Annotated in this window: 21 protein-coding genes; 16 read left to right on the top strand and 5 right to left on the bottom strand. The window is 48.5% G+C overall.

The window, feature by feature from the left end:
• Positions 1-53: 53 nt before the first annotated feature.
• The gene (locus ABWW03_RS04140) at positions 54-1,562 is read left to right on the top strand and encodes a PLP-dependent aminotransferase family protein (protein WP_353406544.1); all 1,509 of its coding nucleotides are present in this window, start codon (positions 54-56) and stop codon (positions 1,560-1,562) included.
• Between the two features lie 18 nt (positions 1,563-1,580).
• On the opposite strand, the gene ABWW03_RS04135 is transcribed toward ABWW03_RS04140, so the two are convergent.
• On the bottom strand, positions 1,581-2,027 hold the full coding sequence (locus ABWW03_RS04135) for a GNAT family N-acetyltransferase (protein ID WP_353406542.1): 447 nt from the start codon (positions 2,025-2,027) through the stop codon (positions 1,581-1,583).
• 173 nt (positions 2,028-2,200) lie between these two features.
• On the opposite strand from ABWW03_RS04135, the gene ABWW03_RS04130 reads away from it, so the two are divergent.
• The gene (locus ABWW03_RS04130) at positions 2,201-2,599 is read left to right on the top strand and encodes an MbcA/ParS/Xre antitoxin family protein (RefSeq protein ID WP_353406540.1); all 399 of its coding nucleotides are present in this window, start codon (positions 2,201-2,203) and stop codon (positions 2,597-2,599) included.
• Positions 2,600-2,601: 2 nt separating this feature from the next.
• Positions 2,602-3,294: an RES family NAD+ phosphorylase gene (locus ABWW03_RS04125; protein ID WP_353406539.1), complete on the top strand. Its 693-nt coding sequence runs from the start codon at positions 2,602-2,604 to the stop codon at positions 3,292-3,294.
• Positions 3,295-3,348: 54 nt separating this feature from the next.
• Here ABWW03_RS04125 and gyrB read toward each other — a convergent pair whose 3' ends face one another.
• The 4 genes from gyrB to dnaA are packed head-to-tail and all read right to left on the bottom strand — an operon-like array spanning position 3,349 to position 9,684.
• On the bottom strand, positions 3,349-5,766 hold the full coding sequence (gene gyrB / locus ABWW03_RS04120; RefSeq protein ID WP_353406537.1) for a DNA topoisomerase (ATP-hydrolyzing) subunit B: 2,418 nt from the start codon (positions 5,764-5,766) through the stop codon (positions 3,349-3,351).
• A gap of 54 nt (positions 5,767-5,820) precedes the next feature.
• Positions 5,821-6,921 (bottom strand): DNA replication/repair protein RecF, encoded by a 1,101-nt coding sequence (gene recF, locus ABWW03_RS04115; protein ID WP_353406536.1) that lies wholly within the window; start codon positions 6,919-6,921, stop codon positions 5,821-5,823.
• Between the two features lie 21 nt (positions 6,922-6,942).
• On the bottom strand, positions 6,943-8,046 hold the full coding sequence (gene dnaN / locus ABWW03_RS04110; RefSeq protein ID WP_353406535.1) for a DNA polymerase III subunit beta: 1,104 nt from the start codon (positions 8,044-8,046) through the stop codon (positions 6,943-6,945).
• 60 nt (positions 8,047-8,106) lie between these two features.
• The gene (gene dnaA / locus ABWW03_RS04105) at positions 8,107-9,684 is read right to left on the bottom strand and encodes a chromosomal replication initiator protein DnaA (RefSeq protein WP_435372737.1); all 1,578 of its coding nucleotides are present in this window, start codon (positions 9,682-9,684) and stop codon (positions 8,107-8,109) included.
• 670 nt (positions 9,685-10,354) lie between these two features.
• On the opposite strand from dnaA, the gene rpmH reads away from it, so the two are divergent.
• The 13 genes from rpmH to ABWW03_RS04040 all read left to right on the top strand — a co-directional run bounded on the left by rpmH (position 10,355) and on the right by ABWW03_RS04040 (position 22,571).
• Positions 10,355-10,489 carry a 50S ribosomal protein L34 gene (gene rpmH, locus ABWW03_RS04100; RefSeq protein WP_166851970.1) on the top strand — a complete coding sequence of 45 codons (135 nt, stop codon included), beginning with the start codon at positions 10,355-10,357 and terminating at the stop codon, positions 10,487-10,489.
• A gap of 36 nt (positions 10,490-10,525) precedes the next feature.
• Positions 10,526-10,894, top strand: coding sequence for a ribonuclease P protein component (rnpA, locus tag ABWW03_RS04095; RefSeq protein WP_353406533.1), 369 nt, complete (start codon positions 10,526-10,528; stop codon positions 10,892-10,894).
• Complete coding sequence (gene yidD / locus ABWW03_RS04090; RefSeq protein ID WP_353406532.1) at positions 10,894-11,133, top strand: membrane protein insertion efficiency factor YidD; 240 nt, start codon at positions 10,894-10,896, stop codon at positions 11,131-11,133. Before rnpA ends, yidD begins: the two co-directional genes overlap by 1 nt.
• A 5-nt stretch (positions 11,134-11,138) precedes the next feature.
• Positions 11,139-12,809: a membrane protein insertase YidC gene (gene yidC / locus ABWW03_RS04085; RefSeq protein WP_353406531.1), complete on the top strand. Its 1,671-nt coding sequence runs from the start codon at positions 11,139-11,141 to the stop codon at positions 12,807-12,809.
• 107 nt (positions 12,810-12,916) lie between these two features.
• Positions 12,917-14,293 carry a tRNA uridine-5-carboxymethylaminomethyl(34) synthesis GTPase MnmE gene (gene mnmE / locus ABWW03_RS04080; RefSeq protein WP_353406530.1) on the top strand — a complete coding sequence of 459 codons (1,377 nt, stop codon included), beginning with the start codon at positions 12,917-12,919 and terminating at the stop codon, positions 14,291-14,293.
• A gap of 1,104 nt (positions 14,294-15,397) precedes the next feature.
• Positions 15,398-17,287 (top strand): tRNA uridine-5-carboxymethylaminomethyl(34) synthesis enzyme MnmG, encoded by a 1,890-nt coding sequence (gene mnmG, locus ABWW03_RS04075; protein ID WP_353406529.1) that lies wholly within the window; start codon positions 15,398-15,400, stop codon positions 17,285-17,287.
• 45 nt (positions 17,288-17,332) lie between these two features.
• Positions 17,333-17,962 (top strand): 16S rRNA (guanine(527)-N(7))-methyltransferase RsmG, encoded by a 630-nt coding sequence (gene rsmG / locus ABWW03_RS04070; RefSeq protein WP_353406527.1) that lies wholly within the window; start codon positions 17,333-17,335, stop codon positions 17,960-17,962.
• Positions 17,963-18,047: 85 nt separating this feature from the next.
• Positions 18,048-18,860 (top strand): ParA family protein, encoded by an 813-nt coding sequence (locus ABWW03_RS04065; RefSeq protein WP_353406526.1) that lies wholly within the window; start codon positions 18,048-18,050, stop codon positions 18,858-18,860.
• 47 nt (positions 18,861-18,907) lie between these two features.
• Complete coding sequence (locus ABWW03_RS04060) at positions 18,908-19,837, top strand: ParB/RepB/Spo0J family partition protein (RefSeq protein ID WP_353406525.1); 930 nt, start codon at positions 18,908-18,910, stop codon at positions 19,835-19,837.
• Between the two features lie 448 nt (positions 19,838-20,285).
• Positions 20,286-20,672 (top strand): ATP synthase subunit I, encoded by a 387-nt coding sequence (locus tag ABWW03_RS04055; RefSeq protein ID WP_353406524.1) that lies wholly within the window; start codon positions 20,286-20,288, stop codon positions 20,670-20,672.
• Positions 20,673-20,802: 130 nt separating this feature from the next.
• Entirely contained in the window at positions 20,803-21,714 is a 912-nt protein-coding gene (gene atpB, locus ABWW03_RS04050; RefSeq protein ID WP_353406523.1) for a F0F1 ATP synthase subunit A, read from the top strand.
• 88 nt (positions 21,715-21,802) lie between these two features.
• Positions 21,803-22,051 (top strand): F0F1 ATP synthase subunit C, encoded by a 249-nt coding sequence (atpE, locus tag ABWW03_RS04045; RefSeq protein ID WP_166851939.1) that lies wholly within the window; start codon positions 21,803-21,805, stop codon positions 22,049-22,051.
• A gap of 49 nt (positions 22,052-22,100) precedes the next feature.
• Entirely contained in the window at positions 22,101-22,571 is a 471-nt protein-coding gene (locus ABWW03_RS04040) for a F0F1 ATP synthase subunit B (protein ID WP_166851936.1), read from the top strand.
• The last annotated feature ends 8 nt before the right edge of the window (positions 22,572-22,579 follow it).

Here is a 22,579-nt window from a genome sequence, read left to right as displayed (position 1 = left end):
GTTAGAATCACATAACAGCCAAGCTCTATCTTTATTGTTGCGGAGTGATTGCCATGAACGAAAGTAAACTTCTTGCCGATTTGCTTGCTCTGAAGTTACAGCGTTCAAGTGGGAAGGCTCTGCATCAACAAGTTTATGAAGTAATTCGCCAAGCCATTATTGATGGTGTGCTTGCACCCGCATCCAAAATTCCCTCAAGCCGTTCCTTGGCGTCTTCCCTGAGTTTGTCCCGCACTACAGTGTCCACTGCTTTAGATCAGCTGTTTGCAGAAGGTTTTTTGTTTACCAAGCAGGGAGACGGCACTTATATTGCAGAACTCAACTTGACGACGCGCTCACACCAACAAGAAACCAGCGAGCATTCTTCGCAGGCTAACATTGATATATCGGTGTCTAGCCGCTTAGGCAAAACGCCTTTGAAAGGTCGCAGTATTGTTTTCAATGGAAAATCACTGCTTCCAGGTTTTGTCGATCATTCTCTCTTTCCTTATGGGCTGTGGAACAAACTCTGCAAAAAACACAGCCTTCAAATTAATGAGGCCTTACCGCAGTTTGCCTCCGGTAACGGTTACTTTCCTCTTTGCCAATCGATTGCTCGGCATCTGGCCATATCGCGGGGTGTTCATGTTCAAGCGGAACAGGTTTTTATTACTCACGGCGCATCACAATCGGTTTCCTTAATTGCCAAGGTTTTGAGCGAACCAGGCGACAGTGCCTGGATTGAAAATCCGGGCTATCCTGTTATTGCTGAGACTCTGGAAATGGAAGGCTTGGAATTGGTAAACACCGCCATAGATCAAGAGGGTTTATGTCCGAGCCGCGAGCAAATCGAGCGTTCTTCACCCCGTTTGATGTGCACCTCAACGTCGTATCAATTTCCGCTTGGCTACACCATGCCAATCCGCCGCCGCTTGGAACTGATCAACCTCGCGGAATCAAAAAACTGTTGGCTGCTCGAAGACGATTATGATGGCGAGTTTCGATACAAAGGCAATCCCATTCCCGCTATGTTTGGTTTGGAAAACAACCGCCGCACTCTGTACATGGGTACATTCAGTAAAACCTTGTCATTGGGTTTGCGGGTGAGTTTTGTGGTTGTACCGCAATCTCTAGTGGAAAGTTTCCAGGCCATTTACCCTATGTTTGGAAATTTCAGTAGCATTGTTACCCAAGCAGCACTCACCGAACTGATCAGCTCAGGCCAATTTGCCAAGCATGTTTCTAATATGAGAAAAGTGTATGGCAAGCGTCGACGGGTACTTGAAAATGCCCTCGTTGGCGATCAAAGCGAATACCATAGGCCATTTAACCCCGGTGGGTTGCATATTGTTGCTGAGCTGCGGAGTGAGAATGATGAGCTCAGTGACTCAGAGATCATGGAAGCGATATCTGATACTCACATCAGCTGCATCCCTCTTTCTTTCCTCTACCGAGAACCCGCCCAGGCCAAGCAGGGCTTTCTTCTCGGGTTCACATCCGGTAGCGAAGACGAAATTCTGGCTTCAGTGTCGATATTGCAATCCGCTGTTCAAGCACGGGGCGCAACATTGGCCCCGCTATAGGATAGAAAGAATGCACAATCAGGCAGGCGTGATATAGAAACGAAAATCACTGGCTTCAGCGTATTGATCATACAAGGATCTCGCTGTGGAATTCCCGTCCTGGGTTAATAATGTCAGTGCCGGCCAACCCTGTTCTTTACACACCGCCATTAAGTATTGATAAAGTGTTTTACCGACACCTTTCCCTCTAAACGACGTCGACACAAACAGATCACTCAAATAACACACTTCTTTGCCATAGATGCTTAAAGGCCAAGCGTGATAGTGAGCCAATCCAGCGAGATCGCCGTGTTCGTCGCAGGCAACCAGCCCTTGAAGCATATTGGTCTCATCGTGTAGCCAATTCCATTCGGTCATCACCTTTTCTTGATCGGCCGGGCTATCGTAGAAGTCACAATAACCTTTGAACAGCGCCTTCCACTGGTCAAAGTCATCTTTGCTTAGCGCTCTTACCTGAATACTCATTTTCGTCCTCGTTCGCGTCTTATTTGACCTCAGTCTCGCTCAGTTGGCTGGCCTTAAAAAGGTCCACTTTTTTCCAATTCTAAGAGGCCAATATTCAGAGCTATCCAAATAACTATAATATTGAAGTATTTTTATATTCAGCTATAATTTTGGAAAGCTTGAGGAGAAAGACCATGAGCCAATTTGCCAATTTCACTACCGAAAAGCGAAAAGAGGCCGCCGGGCCTTTAATCAAAACCATCCTGCAGATTTTCGAACGTTGGAAGCTCAATAATGGCCAGCAACAGGCTTTATTAGGCCTACATAATGAAGGGACTTTTTATAATTGGAAGAAAAAGCCCGAATCCGCCACGCTCACCAATGATCTCCTCGAGAGAACCAGTTACATACTGGGCATCTGGCGGTCACTTCAAATTCTTATTCCGGAAGAACGCATTTCCGATACCTGGATCACCTCCCCCAACAGCAGCACTGCATTCAATGGGCAGTCCCCTCTTGAGCGCATGTTGGCAGGACACATAGTGGATTTGGCACACGTTCGCCAATACCTGGACGCTGAGCGAGGCGGCTAGGAATGGATGTCGCTGACCTGGAAGTCACTCCTGTTAAAGAGACCACTTACCGCTTAATCCCCAGCCGATTTCCGCCCATCGACCTGTATGAGCGTGTTGCCGGACCAGAGGAATTTGACATTCTTCATGAAATCGAATCCCTTACCAATGACCGTTTAAGGGATGAGGTTGGCGACATCAATTTGGTTGCGCGAGAAGACCGCATCGCCGGTCCTGGAACCAGCTATATCATGGCGGCCTTTACCCACGCTCGTGTCAACGAAGATGGCGGCCGCTTCGATCGTGGCTATGGGATGTTCTACTGCGCCAAAGAATTGGAAACAGCCATTGAGGAAACCAAATATCACCGCGCCAAGTTTTTCACCGATTTCAACAGCAGCCCGACCACGGTCGATATGCGCTCCCTGCTAACCGACCTGGAACAAACACTGCATACCGTTTTGGGTAGACAGGAAGAACTGCCTGATATTTACCATTTTGACGATTATTCCGCGGGACAAGCGCTCGGCAGGCAATTGAAAAGCGCCCGCTCCTGGGGCATTGAGTTTTCCAGTGTGCGGCGAGATGGAGGCACTTGCTATGGTATTTTCAGGCCGCCGGCCTTATCGAACTGCCGACAAAGCAAACATTACGAGTATCACTTTGATGGTAAGACCATTTCCCATGTAATGGAAAAGACACTGCTCAACCTTTAAGCAAAAAAGGCAGCTCGAAAGCTGCCTTTTTTATTGTCTCACTAACGAGCAAACTTACACATCCAGGTTCGCCACCGAAAGCGCATTACTTTCGATAAAGTCACGGCGGGGCTCCACCTGATCCCCCATCAACGTGTTGAACATCTGATCAGCACTGATGGCATCTTCGATAGTCACCTGCAACATGCGGCGAGTCTCCGGATCCATGGTGGTTTCCCAAAGTTGTTCGGGGTTCATCTCACCCAGACCTTTATAGCGCTGAACATTGTAACCACGCTTGGATTCCTTCATGAGCCATTCCAGGCCATCTTTGAAATCACGGGTTTCGAGCTTTCGCTCACCTTTTGAGAAGTAAGCGCCGTCTTCCATCAATCCATTGAGTTTTTTGCCTAACTCAACCATCGATTGATACTCGCCAGACTGGAAGAAATCATGCCCAAAATGATATTCAGTATCGACACCGTGGGCAGTCACCTTGAAGGTAGGCAAGAAGACATGACGCTCATTGTCTTCGCTCACCGTTACATCGTAGCGGTGGCTACCGGTGGAATTATCCTTCTGAATACTTTGTAGTAAGGACTCACTCCAACCTTGAACATGTTCTTCAGTCGTCAGATCATCCAGACTGATTGCAGAGTGATAGATCATCTGCTCGAGCACTTCAGAAGGGTACAAACGTGATAGACGCTCAATCGTTCCCATGACCGCACGATAGGCGTTCACCAATTCTTGCAAAGAACCGCCTGTGATGGCGGGCGCATCCGGATTTACATGCAATGCACCGGACTCCAAGGCTACATTGGTCAAGAACTCTTCCAGTGCCGCCTCGTCTTTCAGATACTGTTCCTGCTTGCCTTTACTGATCTTGTACAGCGGGGGTTGAGCAATATACACGTGACCACGCTCAATCAACTCTCGAGTTTGACGGAAGAAGAAGGTTAATAGCAATGTACGGATGTGCGATCCATCCACATCCGCATCGGTCATGATAATGATGCGGTGATAACGCAGCTTGTCTGGATCAAACTCTTCGGCTCCAATGCCACATCCCAAAGCGGTAATCAAGGTTCCCACTTCTGCACTGGACAGCATCTTATCAAAACGCGCTTTTTCTACGTTCAAGATCTTACCTTTCAAAGGTAGGATCGCTTGGGTTCGGCGATCACGGCCCTGCTTGGCAGAACCACCCGCCGAGTCACCCTCCACCAGGTAGACTTCTGATAGAGCTGGGTCTTTTTCCTGGCAGTCTGCCAATTTTCCAGGCAGTCCGGCAATATCCAAGGCCCCTTTGCGGCGAGTCATTTCGCGAGCTTTACGGGCGGCTTCGCGAGCTTTCGCCGCTTCAATCATCTTGCCCACAACCGCTTTGGCTTCTTGGGGATTTTCCAGCAGATAGTCGCTGAAAGCGGCACCCATTTCCTGTTCCACCGCCCCTTTCACTTCCGAAGAAACCAGCTTATCTTTGGTTTGGGAAGAGAATTTCGGGTCAGGAACTTTCACAGAAATAATGGCGGTAAGGCCTTCACGGGCATCATCACCGGTAGTGGAAACCTTCTCCTTCTTACCCATGCCCTCTTTTTCGATATAGTTGTTCAGTCCACGGGTCAGGGCCGAGCGAAAACCCGCCAGATGAGTCCCCCCATCACGTTGAGGAATGTTGTTGGTGTAGCAGAAGATGCCTTCCTGGAATGAGTCGTTCCACTGCAAAGCAACCTCGACACCAATACCATCGTCGCGTTGCACATCGAAATGCATTACTTGGTTTACCGCATTCTTATTCTGATTGAGGTATTCAACAAACGCTCGCAGACCACCTTCATACTCAAAAACATCTTCTTTGGCGGTACGTTCGTCCTTCAAAACAATGCGTACACCAGAGTTCAGGAAGGACAGTTCGCGCAGACGCTTAGCAAGCTGATCATAGTGGAACTGAATATTATTAAATGTATCAGGAGACGGAGTGAAGTGAATCTCTGTACCACTGATTTCAGTATCCCCCACTACGGTTAATGGGGCCTGTGGAACACCATGATGGTAAACCTGCTCATGAATTTTACCTTCACGTCGGATAGTCAGTTTCAGCTCGGAGGACAAAGCATTGACCACCGATACACCCACACCATGCAGACCACCGGAGACTTTATAGGTATTGTCATCAAATTTACCGCCTGCGTGCAGAACGGTCATGATCACTTCCGCAGCGGAAACCCCTTCTTCATGCATTTCAGTCGGGATTCCACGGCCATTATCCGATACAGAGACCGATTCATCGGGGTGGATAACAATCCTAATCTCAGAACAGTGGCCAGCAAGCGCTTCATCAATCGAGTTATCGACAATTTCGAACACCATATGATGCAAACCTGTGCCATCATCCGTGTCACCAATGTACATACCTGGGCGCTTACGCACAGCATCCAGGCCTTTCAATACCTTAATACTGGACGAATCATAAGATGATTCTTCTGACATAGCATACTCCGTTGTTATATAGGCGCTTGTTTCGGCGCCGGTCGGCCTCTGATATTACGGCCGATTTGTATGTTCCACTAAGCCATGTTTCACGTGAAACATGGCTGTTTGTTCTTTTTCGCTTCCAGGCCAAGCATTCAATAGAGCCTGTTTCTCCACTGCAGTCACAAAAACCTGTGCTCCAATAAGACTTAACCAGTTAGCCAATCGCTTTTGGTTGTCGCTATCAAGCTCAGCGGGCAAATCATCAACCAGATAGATACAAGGTTTACCCGTAAGTTCGCTATACGTCTTGCCTATCGAGATTTTTAACGCGCACACCAGAAGTTTTTGCTGTCCCCTAGAAAGCGCTTGTTCCGCCGGATGACCTTCTATTTTTATTTTGATATCAGCCTTTTGCGCCCCATACCAGGTGTAACCCAGCTTAGTGTCGCGCTCCTTGCCTATCTCAAGTTGCTGTTCCAGAGTTTTGTCTCTATCCCAGCCCTTATAAAAGTCGATACTAATGCCCTCAAGAGGAACAAAGTCACGAATAACTTCATTCAAATTAAGCTTCAGCTTGTCGAAACATTCCTCTCGCATTAGAGCCAGCTGCTCGGCCTTAGAGCACATTTCCTGCTCCCAGGGCCGCAGTTCAAAGCCTTCTATTCTACCACGTCGGAGCAGACTATTCCGTTGTTTCAGGGCTTTTGAGTAGCCTTTCCAGCAATCATGGAAGGAGTGTTTCACGTGAAACACTAACCAATCAAGGTAAGATCGCCGTTCCTTAGGAGCGCCCTCGATCAACTCAAAGCTGTGAGCATCAATAATTAACGTAGGCAGTAACGAGGCCAGAGAGGATGCTGAATACACAGCTTTCCCGTCGATTTTGGTTTTAGCCACATTTGCGCCCTGCCTCTCTAGACCGATACTGTGCTCCAAGTCCTGAGATATCAGTTTGGCAAACAAGATCAAGCTGTCCGCGTCATGTTTGATCAACGGTTTAACCTTGTGAGAACGGAAGGAACGCCCTGTTCCCAAAAAGAAAATGGCTTCCAGCAAGCTCGTCTTGCCACTGCCATTGGCGCCGAATATAAAATTAAGGCTGGGGCTTGGGTGCAGATTCACTGCACCCAAATTGCGTAGATTAGAAATATTAAGGCGGGTTAAGGGCATCTAATAGGAAAAGCCCAAGCCTTACAGGCGCATAGGCATCACAACATACACGGCGTTGCCACCATCTTCGGCTTCTACCAAAGCGGAGCTGTTCGAATCGGACAATGTGAATTTTACATTTTCAGACTGAAGAACGTTCACCACATCCTGTAAATAGCTGACGTTAAAACCAATTTCCAGGCTATCACCGCTGTAGTTTACAGTAACTTGTTCTTCGGCTTCTTCCTGTTCGGGGTTGTTGGCGGTGACAGTGAGCTGACCGTCGCTCAACAACAAGCGTACGCCACGGTATTTTTCGTTAGACAGAATCGCGGTACGGGCGAAGGCTTGCTTCAATTCCGCTCGCTCACCAATCACGGTCTTGTTGCCATTCTTCGGCAATACGCGCTCATAGTCAGGGAACTTACCGTCAACCAATTTCGAGGTAAAAGTATAGTGCTCGGTAATAGCGCGGACATGGTTACTGCCCAGACTGACCGTCACTTCGGCATCACTGTCTTCCAACAGGCGGGACAATTCAACCACACCCTTGCGAGGCAAAATTGCGTGCTTGTTCTCGGGGCAGTTGATATCGATTTGTTCGGTGCTCAACGCCAAGCGGTGACCGTCTGTAGCCACAAAGCGTAGTTGGCCCTGACTTACTTCCCACAACATGCCGTTTAAATAATAACGAACATCTTGTTGTGCCATCGCGAAACCAGTGCTGTCGATCAAGCCCTTGATGATGGCCTGACCACAGGAAAACTGCAGGTCCTGGGCGGAATCTTCAACATTCGGGAAATCATTCGCCGGTAAAGTCGCCAAGCTGAATCGACTGCGCCCGCTTTTCACCGTCACTTTTTGGCCGTCTTCAATAAAATCAATCAGCGCTCCATCGGGCAATGAACGACAAATATCAAACAGCTTACGTGCCGGCACCGTAATCTGACCGGAATCGCCAGCTTGCTCCAACTGAACGCGCCCAACGATTTCCACTTCCAGATCCGTACCGGTCAGGGATAGCTGATCGCCCTCAAGAACAACCAGTACATTCGCCAGAACAGGCAGAGTTTGTCTGCGCTCGACAACCCCCGCAACCAGCTGCAGGGGTTTTAATAAGGCATCTCGAGAGATTGTAAATTTCATCAATTTATCCCAAATCCTAATGGTTTTATATTAGACACTTCTTATATAAATTCAACGTAGTTAAGTCGTCAGGGAACGCAGAAGATTCTTCACATCTTCGCGGATATCGGCATCTTCTTCCCTTAACTCCTTAATTTTACGGCAGGCGTGCAATACGGTTGTATGATCTCGTCCGCCGAAGGAGTCACCAATTTCAGGCAAACTGTGATTGGTTAATTCCTTTGCTAACGCCATCGCGACCTGGCGAGGTCGGGCAACGGATCGGCTACGCCGCTTCGACAGCAGGTCAGCAACCTTGATTTTATAGTATTCCGCCACAACGCGCTGAATATTATCGATGCCAACTTGCTTATCCTGAAGAGCCAGTAAATCCTTCAACGCCTCGCGAACCAAAGGCACATCTATATCGCGTCCGGTAAACTGCGCATTGGCAATCACCCGCTTCAAAGCGCCTTCCAATTCCCGAACATTGGAACGAATACGCTGAGCTATAAAGAACGCAGCATCATTCGGCAACAACATGTTAGATTGTGCGGCCTTCTTCATCAAAATGGCCACTCGAGTTTCCAACTCTGGAGGTTCAACAGACACCGTTAATCCCCAGCCAAAACGACTTTTCAACCGCTCTTCCAAGCCCTGGATCTCTTTTGGATAGCGATCACAGGTCAGAATAATTTGCTGGCCACCTTCCAATAGCGCATTAAAGGTGTGGAAAAACTCTTCCTGAGAACGCTCCTTGCCCGCAAAGAATTGAATATCATCAATCAAAAGAGCGTCAACAGAGCGGTAAAATCGCTTAAAATCGTTGATTGCGTTCAACTGCAGAGCTTTAACCATGTCCGCTACAAAACGCTCTGAATGCAAATACACGACTTTGGCATGGGGGTTTTGCTCCACCAAATGGTGGCCAACCGCATGCATCAAGTGGGTTTTACCCAAACCCACACCACCGTAGATAAACAGCGGGTTGTAGGAACCGCCGGGGTTTTCGGCAACCTGACGTGCTGCGGCCAAACCCAACTGATTTGATTTACCTTCAACGAAACTCTTAAAGGTAAACCCAGCATTCAAATAAGTCCGATGCTTCAGACCGCCTTCAACTTCAATATCCCCACTGGGTTTGATGATTTCAGGGGCCGCTTTGGCAATTTCGACGGGTGCCGCTGGATTTGAGTCCAGAGACATCTGCCCGGATAAAGCAGCATCAATAGCCCCATGGCTGTCCGCCAGGCCGCTGCCGTTCAAATTCATCGTCTCGGAGAGCGAATCACTCGGGCGTGTACTCAAAATATTGGATGTGGGTCTATCCACATCACGATGATCAACGACCGGAACTGGATTCATCGTTGGCGTGGCAACCGCCGTTTGAATTGGCTCTGGGTTTGCTCTCTGGCTGCGACGCTGAAAGCGGGTCGCCTGACGATTGGCCACCGCGACACTCACATTCAGGCGAGCACCCTCGGCATAGTTGTTGGCCAACTCAATAATACGAGATAGGTACTTATCGTTTACCCAATCGTGGATAAACCGATTGGGCGCCAACAAGCATAAGCCGCCAGCATCATCCGATTGTGCTTGCAGCGGTTTGATCCAGGTATTGAACTGCTGAGAGGGCAACTCCTGACTTAAGCTGCTCAAGCATTTATCCCAAATAAGACCTGACAAAAAATCCCCCAATAACCCAGCAGGTTTGTTTTATTCTTGTAAGCTTTCACCCACAACCACGCAGCAAGGACCAACATAAGGCCGCTATGTTGATAGGCTTGTGCGCAACAATATCTATATATAAAGAAGGAAGACTTTATTCTTCGGATCGCCCAATCTGCTTTTTGCCTTCTTTTTATGTAAAGACATGGCGACTTTCATGAGCTATAGCATGATGAAAGCCTATGGCGACGTGTGTATAAGTCTTCTTTCCCAGCTGTGTTTGTTCAAATAACTCAAGTTAACCACAGCAATTGGCCTAGACTACCTCAATAGGGATGAGTTATCCACAAAAACCGTATTTAATTTCCCAGCTCTCATCAAAAACTTCCCTTATATCAACAACTCATCCAACTATCGCTTATGACTGACTAGGCCGCTAAAAAACAATTTCTGTGGAAAAGTCTGTTGAAAACCTGGATATAGACTGTACAAATGCAGTTTAAAAACCGTTAATCCATCCATATCTGATCATTTTCTAATTATTCATTGCATTTTCTGGGTGGATTCATTAAAATCGCGCCTCATTTTTCCACGAGCTCGGCTGTTCAAATGGGTTTCAGTTAAGCTCTAAAGCCGACATGATTGAACAACGGGTATTATCATGAAAAGAACTTTTCAGCCAAGCGTATTGAAGCGCAAGCGCACTCACGGTTTCCGCTCTCGCATGGCCACTAAGAACGGTCGTAAATTGCTTGCTCGCCGTCGTAGCAAGGGCCGTAAAGTATTGGCAGCATAATTAGCGCCAGTACCGCCCTGACACTGGAGTTTTCGCTTGTCGCACCATTTAGGTTTTGATAAATCCCTGCGACTGCTGAACTCCAGTGACTTTAAGCCTGTCTTTGACTCGCCTTCCTTTCGTGCTTCACATCAGCACTTTCTTATCCTCGTAAAACGCAATCAGCTCGATCACCCTCGACTGGGTTTGGTTATTGCCAAAAAGAATGTTCGCCACGCTGTGGATCGCAATCGCCTAAAACGTGTGATTCGGGAATCTTTTCGGCTACAGCAACACCAATTGCCTTCATTCGATGCTATAGTGCTCGCTCGCCGCGGCATGGACACCCTCGATAATGCGGCGCTGACACGTCAGTTAAATAAACAGTGGCAAAAGCTGATTCGCAAAGCTTCGAGCAATGACTAATGAAAGCGCTATTGCTGGGTTTGATAAAAATCTATCAATACCTCGCCAGCCCTTGGGTTGGCAACCAATGCCGTTTTTACCCAAGCTGCTCTAATTATGCGAAAGAGGCGATCGAAACCCACGGCAGTTTGAAAGGCTGCTATTTAGCCTCATGTCGATTGGCCAAATGCCACCCCTGGCATCCAGGTGGAATGGACCCGGTGCCAACTAAACCTTCAACTTCTCAAGACCAAGAATAGATATTATGGATTGGCAAAAGTATTTATTGATCATCGCCATGGCAGTGGTCTCTTATCTTTTGGTGCTGGAATGGAATGACTTCCAGGATCGTAAGCTGGCCGCAAGCAAACCCGTCGCCGCCAGTGAGGAAACCCTGGCTTCCGCCGTCGCCAGTGAACTTCCAACACCGGCCCCTTCGAAAACTACGGTGGCAAGTGACTTACCAAGCACAGGTACTGAACCGCTTGAAGATACCTCAACCAGTTCACAGCTGATCCACGTTAAAACCGATGCGCTTGAGCTGATCATCGATACCCACGGTGGCGATATTATTAAAGCAGCCCTGCCTCAGCATTATGCTGAGCTGAATCGCCCAGAGCTGCCTTTTGTTATATTGAATCGCACCGCCGACAAAACCTATATTGCCCAGAGTGGTTTGATTGGTCCGAACGCGACTGATACTGCGAAAGGCCGTCCGGTATTCCAGACCAGTCAAAGCCAATATGAACTGGCACCAGGTAAAGATAACCTGGCCGTGGATCTGGTACTGCAGCAAGGTGATGTGCAAATCACCAAACGCTTTAATTTCGCACGCGGCGAAAACCTGATCAAAATCCAGTATCTGATCGACAATAAAAGCAGCAGCAACTGGAAGGCGAATTTCTACGCTCAAATCAAACGTGACCGCTCGCCAGTGGCAACCGGCAGCAGCGCCATTGGCCTCCAACCCTATCTCGGTGCCGCACTGACCACACCCGATGAAAACTACAAGAAAGTTGATTTCGACGATCTCGATGAAGAATCCGTAAAAGTTGATATCCAGGGTGGTTGGGTAGCCATGGTTCAGCACTACTTTATTGGTGCCTGGATTGCCGATAAAGAACAAGACAACAGCTTTACCCTGCGTCGGATTCGCAACACTCAAATGTACACCTTTGGTTATACCGCGCCTCAAGTGTTGGTTGAGCCGGGCACTTTGGGCGTTATTGATTCTGAGTTTTATGTGGGCCCGAAAGATGTTTATCGCCTGGAGGAAATCGCTCCTCACCTGGATCTGACCGTTGACTACGGTTGGTTGTGGTGGATCGCCAAACCACTGTTCTATTTGCTGACCTGGATCCAGGGCTTTATCGGTAACTGGGGCTGGTCCATTGTGGTGCTTACGCTGATTATTAAAGCGGCCTTCTTTAAACTGACCGCGACCAGCTATCGCAGCATGGCCAACATGCGCAAACTGCAACCAAAGATGCAACAATTGAAAGAACTTTATGGGGATGATCGTCAAAAGATGTCCCAGGAAACCATGAAGCTCTATCAAAAAGAAAAAGTAAACCCGCTGGGTGGTTGCTTGCCTATTCTGATTCAAATGCCAGTGTTCATTGCCTTGTACTGGGTGCTTTCTGAATCTGTAGAACTGCGCCATGCGCCATTTATATTGTGGATTCAAGATTTGTCGGTGAAAGATCCTTACTTTATTTTGCCGCTGATCATGGGCGCGACCCAATGGTTTATGATGAAGATGAACCCGACACCGCCCGATCCAATGCAGGCAAAAATCATGAGCTATATGCCCATCGTATTTACTTTCCTGTTTATGTGGTTCCCGGCAGGTCTGGTATTGTACTGGGTAGTGAACAACACGATCTCAATGATTCAACAGTACATTATTACCAAACAGATCGAAGCAGAAGCCTAAGCTTTTAGCTTTACCAAAAGGGGCTTTTAGCCCCTTTTTTTATAGAGTGAAATCGATATTGATTATTTTTTGTAAAACTATTTTTACAAAATAGCGAGCCAAAAAACATGCAACAATCCTATCAATTCAACGACACCATTGCCGCAATTGCCACAGCACCTGGACGAGGAGGTGTCGGCATTATTCGTGTTTCAGGTAAACTCGCCGCCGATATTTCTGAAAAAATTTGCGCAAAAAAATTAAGCGCTCGGCATGCTCATTACTGCGATTTTCATTCCAGTGAGGGGGATGTTTTAGATTCCGGGATCGCACTGTTTTTTCAGAACCCGGATTCTTTTACTGGCGAAGACGTGTTGGAATTACAAGGTCATGGTGGTCCGGTTATTTTGGATTTACTGCTGTCTGAAGTATGTAAGCTGGGTGCTCGCATGGCCCGCCCCGGAGAATTTTCCGAACGCGCCTTTATCAATGACAAAATGGATTTGGCGCAAGCCGAAGCCATTGCTGATTTGATTGAAGCCAGTTCGGCGCAAGCGGCTCGCAACGCATTACACTCATTACAGGGCGTATTTTCAAAGCAGGTTCATGAATTAGTAGAATCATTAATCCGCTTACGTATTTACGTGGAAGCAGCAATTGATTTCCCTGAAGAAGAAATTGATTTTCTCAGCGACGGTAAGGTGGCCGGCGATCTCACTCAACTACAGGAACAACTCCAACAATTGCTGGCAGACGCCAAGCAAGGTGTCCTGGTACGTGAAGGCATGAATGTGGTCATTGCCGGTAAGCCCAATGCAGGGAAATCCAGTTTATTGAATGCTCTGGCAGGAACCGACAAAGCCATTGTGACGGATATTGCGGGAACCACCCGAGACATATTGCAGGAACAGATCCATATCGACGGCATGCCTTTGCACATCATCGATACCGCCGGCTTGCGTGAAAGCCCGGATGAAGTTGAGCGCATTGGTATCGAACGTGCATGGCAAGCCATTGAAAAGGCCGACCGTGTTCTCTTATTAGTGGACGGTCAAACCGTTGACCCCCAATTTAGTAAAAACACGATCTGGCCGGAGTTTACCCAAAAGCTGCCAAATCTTGAGCAATTAACAGTCATTCTGAACAAAGCCGATTTAAGCCAGCACGGAGTAGGTATTCTCAACTCAGAAACAGACGATTGCCTGGGAATCAGTGCCAAGACAGGTACTGGGCTGGATGAGCTTAAACAGCATCTGAAATCCGTTATGGGTTATCAGGGCGCCAGCGAAGGTGGCTTTACGGCGCGGCGCAGACATCTGGAAGCCATTGAAAAAGCTCAGGAATCCTTGGACAACGGCGCATTGCAGCTACACGAGCTGGGTGCAGGTGAACTGCTTGCAGAAGACCTGCGAGCGGCTCAGGAAGCCTTGGGGGAGATTACCGGCAGCTTTACACCGGATGAGTTACTTGGGCGGATCTTTTCCAGTTTTTGTATTGGGAAATAAGCTGCTTCAGCTGCCTCGATCAACAGCTTCTCTATATAGAAAACTTCGAGTCCGCACACAAGCACTGGAGTTTTCTATCTGAAACGCGCTTAAACCATCCACGGGCGCTCGGGTCGCGTCTTCCATGACGCTCTACGGTTCCAGATAGAAAACTCCAGTACTTATGCGCTACCTATTTACAGGCCTTCAGCGAGTTACTGCTTTTATATAGAGTAAGAAAAAGTTTGTCGCTTCACCCAGTCACAGATCCCCCAATAATCATAACGCCCCATTATCTGATCTTTCCTCAAAAGCTCTCCCAATCTCCAATACAAAGACTCAATAGCACGCAACCGGTATAAGAAGCTGTCAGGAACCGTAGAGCGTCACGGAAGACGCGACCCGAGCGCCCGCGGATGGCTTGAGCGTGTTCCAGGCAACTTCTTATACCGCTTGTGTGCGGCCGAATTCCCATTAATTTTGAAAAAATACTCATCAACAAACGCCATTCTGTTTTTCGGCTTCTTTCAATTTTCACAAAAAAACAGAGGTGGTCAAATCAGGCCAAACAAAGTTATCCCAAGTTACCCACAGAAAATTTGAATAAATACGGTTACTTAGATAGGGTTATCCACAATTACCCACAGCTTTATCACATAAGTGCTTAATTCTGCAGGTTTTTTGTTCGATTCAAAGTATTTAAAAAGCGGTTGTGAATAAATCATGGTAGAAGTGTTGAGCTTCTTCGGCGTAAAAATGTGAATAAACCTGACTTGACCACAAGCCCCAAATTTATCCAGATTTCATCCTAGGTTTAAACAACGCTTTTACCCCCGTTCAACAAAAGCTTTTGTACAGAGTTAGACAAGACCTAAGTAACTGATATTAAAAGAGTAAAGTGGCTTATCCACAGAAATTTCGCTCACTATATATAACAATAAACATAATCTTCTTTATCTATACATATATATAAATATTTATTTATCTACTTATATATTTAATGATTTAAAAATTAAGAAAATCATTCCTGATTAATATTTAACCAAGTTTTGAACTATTGGATAAAGATCCCTATAATGCCTGCCCTTTTTCTTACCCCTGCCTGGTTCAGGCAAAGGCGATACGGTGGATTACAAAAAGACCTTTGATGTCATTATTATTGGTGGTGGACACGCTGGCACAGAAGCGGCCTTGGCGGCTGCGCGTATGGGCAGCTCTACCCTATTGCTGACCCACAATATTGATACCCTCGGTCAAATGTCCTGCAACCCAGCTATTGGGGGTATCGGTAAGTCTCATTTGGTGAAAGAAATTGATGCTCTGGGCGGTGCTATGGCGTTGGCGACCGATCGAGCCGGCATTCAATTTCGGGTATTGAATAGCCGCAAGGGCCCAGCAGTCAGGGCTACACGTGCACAAGCCGACCGAATTCTCTATAAAGCGGCGATACGCGAAACCCTCGAGAACCAGGAAAACCTGCAGATCTTCCAGCAATCGGTTGATGATCTGATTCTTCAAGGCGAAGAAGTTCGCGGTGTGGTCACACAAATGGGGCTGCGTTTTTACGCTCCCGCCGTAGTACTTACGGCCGGTACCTTCCTGGGTGGCAAAATTCATATCGGTTTGGAAAACCACTCCGGTGGTCGAGCCGGAGATCCTCCTTCCATTGCTTTGGCTGACCGCCTGCGGGAATTGCCATTACGAGTCGAGCGACTCAAAACTGGAACACCGCCCAGAATTGATGCGCGATCGGTTAACTTTGAAGGCCTAGCTGAGCAATGGGGGGATAAGCCCGCTCCTATCATGTCTTACATGGGCAAAGCCGAAGATAAACCTGAGCAAACCTGCTGCTGGATTACCCATACCAACAGCCGCACCCATGACATCATCATGGCGGGGCTGGATCGTTCGCCCTTGTATACGGGGGTGATCGACGGAGTTGGACCACGTTACTGCCCCTCCGTCGAAGACAAAGTAAAACGTTTTGCCGATAAAGATTCCCACCAGGTCTTTATCGAACCCGAAGGGCTCACTACTCATGAGCTCTACCCCAACGGTATTTCCACCAGCCTGCCGTTTGATGTCCAGCTGGATCTCGTCCACTCCATCAAAGGTTTTGAACACGCTCATATCACCCGCCCGGGTTATGCGATCGAGTACGATTTCTTCAACCCTCAGGATCTGCAATACAGCTTGGAGACCAAACACATCAAAGGCCTGTTCTTTGCGGGTCAGATCAATGGCACCACCGGTTATGAAGAAGCCGGCGCGCAGGGCTTACTGGCTGGAAGCAACGCGGCCTTGCTTGCCCAGGGGCAAGCTCCTTGGCATCCCCGTCGAGATGAGGCTTACCTCGGCGTGTTGGTGGATGACTTGATAACCCTGGGGACTCAAGAGCCCTACCGCATGTTTACCAGCCGTGCGGAATACCGCTTGCTCTTGCGTGAAGACAATGCCGATGCCCGTTTGACTGAACAGGGTCGGAATATTGGTTTGGTGGATGATGCCCGCTGGCAGCATTTTTGCGAAAAGCAGGAAGCCATCGCCCAGGAAGAGCAGCGTTTGAAGAGCACCTGGGTCCAGGCGGGTAGCGAAGCGGCCACCTTGTTGGCGCCCAAGCTGAAATCCCCTTTGAGCCGTGAATACAGTTTGATGGATTTGTTGCGTCGCCCTGAATTGGAATACGGCGATATCGCTGAACTCCCTTATCCCAAAGGGGATATTGCGAAGGAAGTGTCTGAACAGGTTCAAATCAGCGCAAAATATGCGGGCTATATCGAGCGTCAAATGGGCGATATCGAAAAGCTTCGCCAGAATGAGAACACCCTGATTCCTCAAGACTTCCCCTACGATTCCGTCGAGGGTTTGTCGAATGAAGTAAAACAGAAACTGAAAGAATCTCTGCCCGGTACCTTGGCCCAGGCTTCCCGAATCCCCGGTGTTACGCCCGCTGCGGTGTCATTGTTGCTGGTGTATTTGAAAAAACATGGCCTGCTGCGCAAGCAAAGTGCTTGATAACGTGACTGAGTTTGCCGCGAAATTGAAGGATCGTCCCTAAACATGTCCACCGCACAGCGTACCCGCCTGGATGCAGGCCTTAAGCAACTCGGACTGCATCTGCCCGATGACATCGTCGAGCGCCTCCTCGCGTATATTCAGCTTTTTGAAAAGTGGAACAAAACTTACAATTTGTCCGCCGTGCGTGATATCAATGCCATGATTTCTCGTCATCTGCTGGACAGTTTGGCCATCCTGCCCTTTGTCGAAGGCCAGCGCTTGATTGATGTCGGGACCGGGGGCGGCTTGCCGGGCATCCCCATGGCGATTTGCCACCCTGAGCGTGAAGTGCACCTATTGGACAGCAATGGCAAGAAAACCCGCTTTCTCTTTCAAGTGAAAACTTTGCTCGGGCTGGACAATGTGCAGGTGCACAACTGTCGGGTTGAGAGCTATCAACCGGAAGCGCTCTTTGATGGCGTGATGAGCCGGGCGTTTGCCAGCCTGGAAGACATGACCAATGGTTGCCAGCATTTGATTAAGGAAAATGGGCGCTTTTGGGCAATGAAGGGAATTTATCCAACAGATGAATTGAAGCCGTTGGAAAAAAACTATATCGTCGCTAACTCCCATGCATTAACGATTCCGGGTGAAGAGGGTGAACGCCACCTTTTGGAGATCCGCCCCCGCTAATGGGCGAGAGCAATCCCCCGCACGGCGACAATAAAGCTTGTGAGCGCACACTTAGCTGCCAGAGCAGGCTAGAAGGATAACGACATTGAGTACCCAAGGCCCTTGCCACTTATACGCCATTGCCAACCAGAAAGGTGGAGTGGGTAAAACCACCACCACGGTCAATCTGGCCGCCTCCCTTGTAGCCACAAAAAAGCGGGTCCTACTGGTGGATTTGGATCCCCAAGGCAATGCGACCATGGGCTCGGGCATCAACAAGAACGAGCTTGAGCTGTCCATTTACGATGTCATGATGGGTGAGGTCGTTGCGAAAGAGGCCTTAGTCAAATCCGAAGATGGGGGGTATTTCGTTTTGCCGGCCAATGGCGACTTAACGGCCGCCGAAGTGGAAATGCTCGGTCTTGAGCAGAAAGAGCGCCGATTGCAGCTCGCGTTGGAAGAGTTGAAGAAAGAATTTGATTATATTCTGGTCGACTGCCCGCCATCCCTGAACATGCTGACCCTGAATGCCCTGGTAGCTTGCCAGGGCATTATCATCCCGATGCAGTGTGAGTACTATGCACTGGAAGGTCTGTCGGCGCTGATTAATACGATCAATCAGATTCAAGCAAACTTGAATTCCAGCTTACAGATCGAGGGTATCCTGCGCACGATGTACGATCCGCGTAACAGTCTGACCAATGATGTTTCTGCTCAATTGACGGATTTCTTTGGGGATAAACTCTACCGCACCTGCATTCCAAGGAATGTTCGCTTGGCGGAAGCCCCGAGTTTCGGGCAGCCAGTATTGGTTTATGATCGCCAATCCAAAGGGGCGACCGCTTATCTGGCTTTGGCTGGTGAGCTGATTCGACGTAATGAGCACAGCCAAAAAAATGTGGCGAAAGCCGAAGCATAAGATCAACGTAAACAGTATTCGCAATTTTTTAAGAAGTAGGAATCACGATGGCGGGGAAACGCAAAGGTTTAGGTAAAGGCTTGGATGCACTCTTGGGCAGCAGTGGCACGAGTCAGGTGGAAAATGCCACCCAGGCAATTGCGGCCGTGTCCTCCCCCGAGCCTGGCCGAGATGGCACCTTGGCCGATATCCCTGTGGAATTCATCCAACGCGGTAAATACCAGCCCCGCCGGGACATGCACCCGGATGCTTTGGAAGAGCTGTCGGAATCCATTAAAGCCCAAGGGGTGATGCAGCCCATTGTGGTTCGCCCCATCGATTCGGGCAATGACACCGTTAAATACGAAATCATCGCCGGTGAGCGTCGCTGGCGGGCTACCCAGCTGGCTGGCCTGGATAAAATCCCGGCCGTCATCCGCGAAGTGGCTGATGAAGCCGCCATTGCTATGGCGCTGATCGAAAATATTCAGCGTGAAGACCTGAACCCCATCGAAGAAGCCATTGCTTTGAAGCGTTTGCAGGATGAATTCGAACTCACTCAACAGGAAGTGGCCGCCGCGGTGGGGAAATCCCGCACCACCGTGACCAATCTCCTGCGTTTGATCAGCCTCTCGGATGAGGTGAAAAAAATGCTCGAACACGGTGATTTGGAAATGGGCCATGCTCGCGCACTTCTGCCCTTGCCCAGCCATGAGCAAAAAGACGTGGCTCGACAGGTATCGGCAAAAGGCTTATCGGTTCGCCAGACCGAGGCATTGGTGCGTCGCCTGCAACAGCTGGAGCAGAACGAAGTGGGCTTCAAAGCCGATAAAGCGGTCGATCCCGATATCAAAAAACTTCAGGATGGTCTGTCCGAGAAGATCGGTGTACCGGTCATGGTTCAGCACGGTGCCAAAGGTAAGGGCAAGTTGGTTTTGAGCTATTCCAGCCTTGATGAGCTGGACGGCATTTTGAACCATCTGAATTACGAAGCCTGATCACTCCCAATACAGAGACCTTTGCGGTATCAGCTTGGGTCTCCGCCCCCTATTCGTTCGTAGGCTTCCCGAAATTTTCCGGTACGGGTAAAAACACATTACGCCTTAGTGTAATGCCCCAATATCGCATCGACTTTTGCCTGAATGATCAAAAATCATCCCGAAACTTTAGATGATAACGCTACAAGCAATATAATTATTATGAATATTCTGAATAGTGATTGCTGAATTGCTGGGTGTTTTTTGAACGTCGATTCTCGTGCTCGGGTTTTGCTGATTAGTAAGTGTTTACATATCCCGAAATTGCCAATTTTAGGGGATTTTATCGCCTTGAATGCAAGGTCTCTTAACACTATAATGCGCGACGCCTAACTGCGCCCGAAATAAGCGCAGATGCAGGCATATTCGGTGCTAAAAGTGGGGCTTATTGGAAATCGGCGTTGCCATCATGCATAGCAATACCATCGATAAACCCGCAATTTTGCGTGTGATGTTACAGCTTTTCCTGCTCAGTGGAGTGATATCTCTGCTGGTGTATGGTCTGCGCCCTGTTGTCGGGCAGTCGATCATGGCAGGCGCTTGCCTCTACATCATCCCGCAAAGTTATTTTGCCCTGTATGCCTTTCGCTTTCGTGGTGCGAGGGCCAGTCGTTTGATTGCCCAGTCGTTCTACCGAGGTGAAGTAGGCAAATACCTGTTAACACTGGTGGGCTTTGCTTGTGTGTTTAACAGCCCGGTGAGTTGGTCGATTGCTGCTGTTTTTGCCGCGTATGCCCTTACCCTGCTGCTGGGCAATCTATTGCAAACCCGGGCCATTAGTCAGGTTCGTTGGTAAGGCTTCGGCCACCACGAGAGCGAGACGAGCGCTGCGCTCGTAGCTAGGGGTTCTAAAAGCGCTTTTGGATGGCAAAAGAGTGTTTTTACAACTTCTATCTTTTAGCTTTTAAATTTAAGGTGCTTGAGACATGGCAAGCGAAGGTCAAACTTCAACGGAATATATCCAACACCACCTCCAGAACCTCGCCTATGGCAAGTTGGAAGCCGGGTATACCCGTGCTGACGGGACGGTGTTGACCCAGGATATCTGGACCATTGCCCACTCTTCCAAAGAGGCGGCGGACATGGGCTTTTGGGCAATCCACTTGGATACCCTGGGCTGGTCAGTCGTATTGGCGTTAATTCTGGGTTTTGTGTTCCGCAAAGCAATTTCCGGTGCCAGCACCGGTACTCCAAAAGGCGTTCAGAGCTTCGTTGAGATGATCGTCGATTTTGTTAACAACACCGTTACCGATATTTTCCATCATAAAAATCGCCTGATCGCCCCGATGGCTTTAACCATCTTCACGTGGGTGTTCATGATGAACCTGATGGACTTGATCCCCGTTGATTGGCTTCCCTGGGCAGCCACCAAAATCACGGGCGACCCGCACTTCTTCTTTAAAGTCGTACCGACAACTGATCCGAATGCCACTATGGGCATGGCCTTAACTGTATTTATGTTGATGATTTTCTTCAGCATCAAAGAAAAAGGCTTCATGGGTTTTGTGAAGGAACTGACTCTACATCCGTTCCATAGCGGAAAGATTTATATCGATATCTTCCTGATTCCAATCAACCTGATCTTGGAAACGGTTTCTTTGATCGCCAAGCCTATCTCTCTCGGCTTGCGTTTGTTCGGAAACCTGTACGCAGGTGAGATGATCTTCATCCTGATCGCTCTGATGTTCAGCGCAGGTTTGATCATGGGTATCGGTGGCTTCTTCTTGCAAATGGGTTGGGCAATTTTCCACATTCTGGTAATTACCCTGCAGGCCTTTGTGTTCATGGTATTAACTACCGTTTACATGGCCATGGCCCACGACGTAGAAGAACACTAAGAATTCAGCGCAGTGCCCTGGCACTGCGCTAATAATTTAAACCTAAACTTTTAATTTTAAACTTAACTACTCTCTTAAGGAGAACACAATGGAAGCACTTGGTTTAGTATATGTTGCGGCAGCTCTGTTGATCGGTCTGGGCGCTCTGGGTACTGCGATTGGTTTCGGTACTTTGGGTGGCAAACTGTTGGAAGGTTCTGCTCGTCAACCTGAGCAAGGTCCTGCCCTGCAAGGTAAAATGTTCCTGATGGCTGGTCTGTTGGATGCGGTTCCAATGATTGGTGTAGGTATCGGCATGTACCTGATCTTCGTTGTTGCTCCAGGTTTGGCTGCTTAATTCACCGCTTTTTGCTGAATTTAACGTTAACTAAGCAAGAGGTGTTAGTGTGAATATCAACCTAACTCTGATTGGTCAATCGATTACTTTTGTAGCCTTCATCTGGTTCTGCATGAAGTACGTTTGGCCTGCACTCATTTCCGTAATGGAAGAGCGTGAGAAGAAAATCGCCGATGGTCTGGAAGCTGCGGATCGTGCGGACAAGGATTTAGAACTGGCTCAGAAAAAAGCCGTTGAAACCCTGTCCGAAGCCAAGCAACAGGCGGCGGAAATTATCGAGCAAGCTAACAAGCGTGCTAACCAAATTGTTGATGAAGCCAAAGATCAAGCGCGCGCCGAAGGCGATCGTTTGAAGGCGGCTGCTCAAGCTGAGATCGAACAGGAAGCAAACCGTGCGAAAGAAGAACTGCGCGCGAAGGTTGCAACCTTGGCTCTGGCTGGTGCTGAAAAAGTACTGGGCAATGCTATCGATGCCAATGCACACAACGACTTGGTAGACAAGTTGGCGGCAGAGCTTTAAGCGAGGAA

Origin of the sequence: Pseudoteredinibacter isoporae, from assembly GCF_040372805.1 — a bacterium.
In the GTDB taxonomy this organism is placed as follows: Bacteria; Pseudomonadota; Gammaproteobacteria; order Pseudomonadales; family Cellvibrionaceae; genus Pseudoteredinibacter; species Pseudoteredinibacter isoporae_A.
The sequence above is the reverse complement of the archived record's forward strand: the minus strand, read 5'-3'. Positions and strand labels throughout refer to the sequence as shown.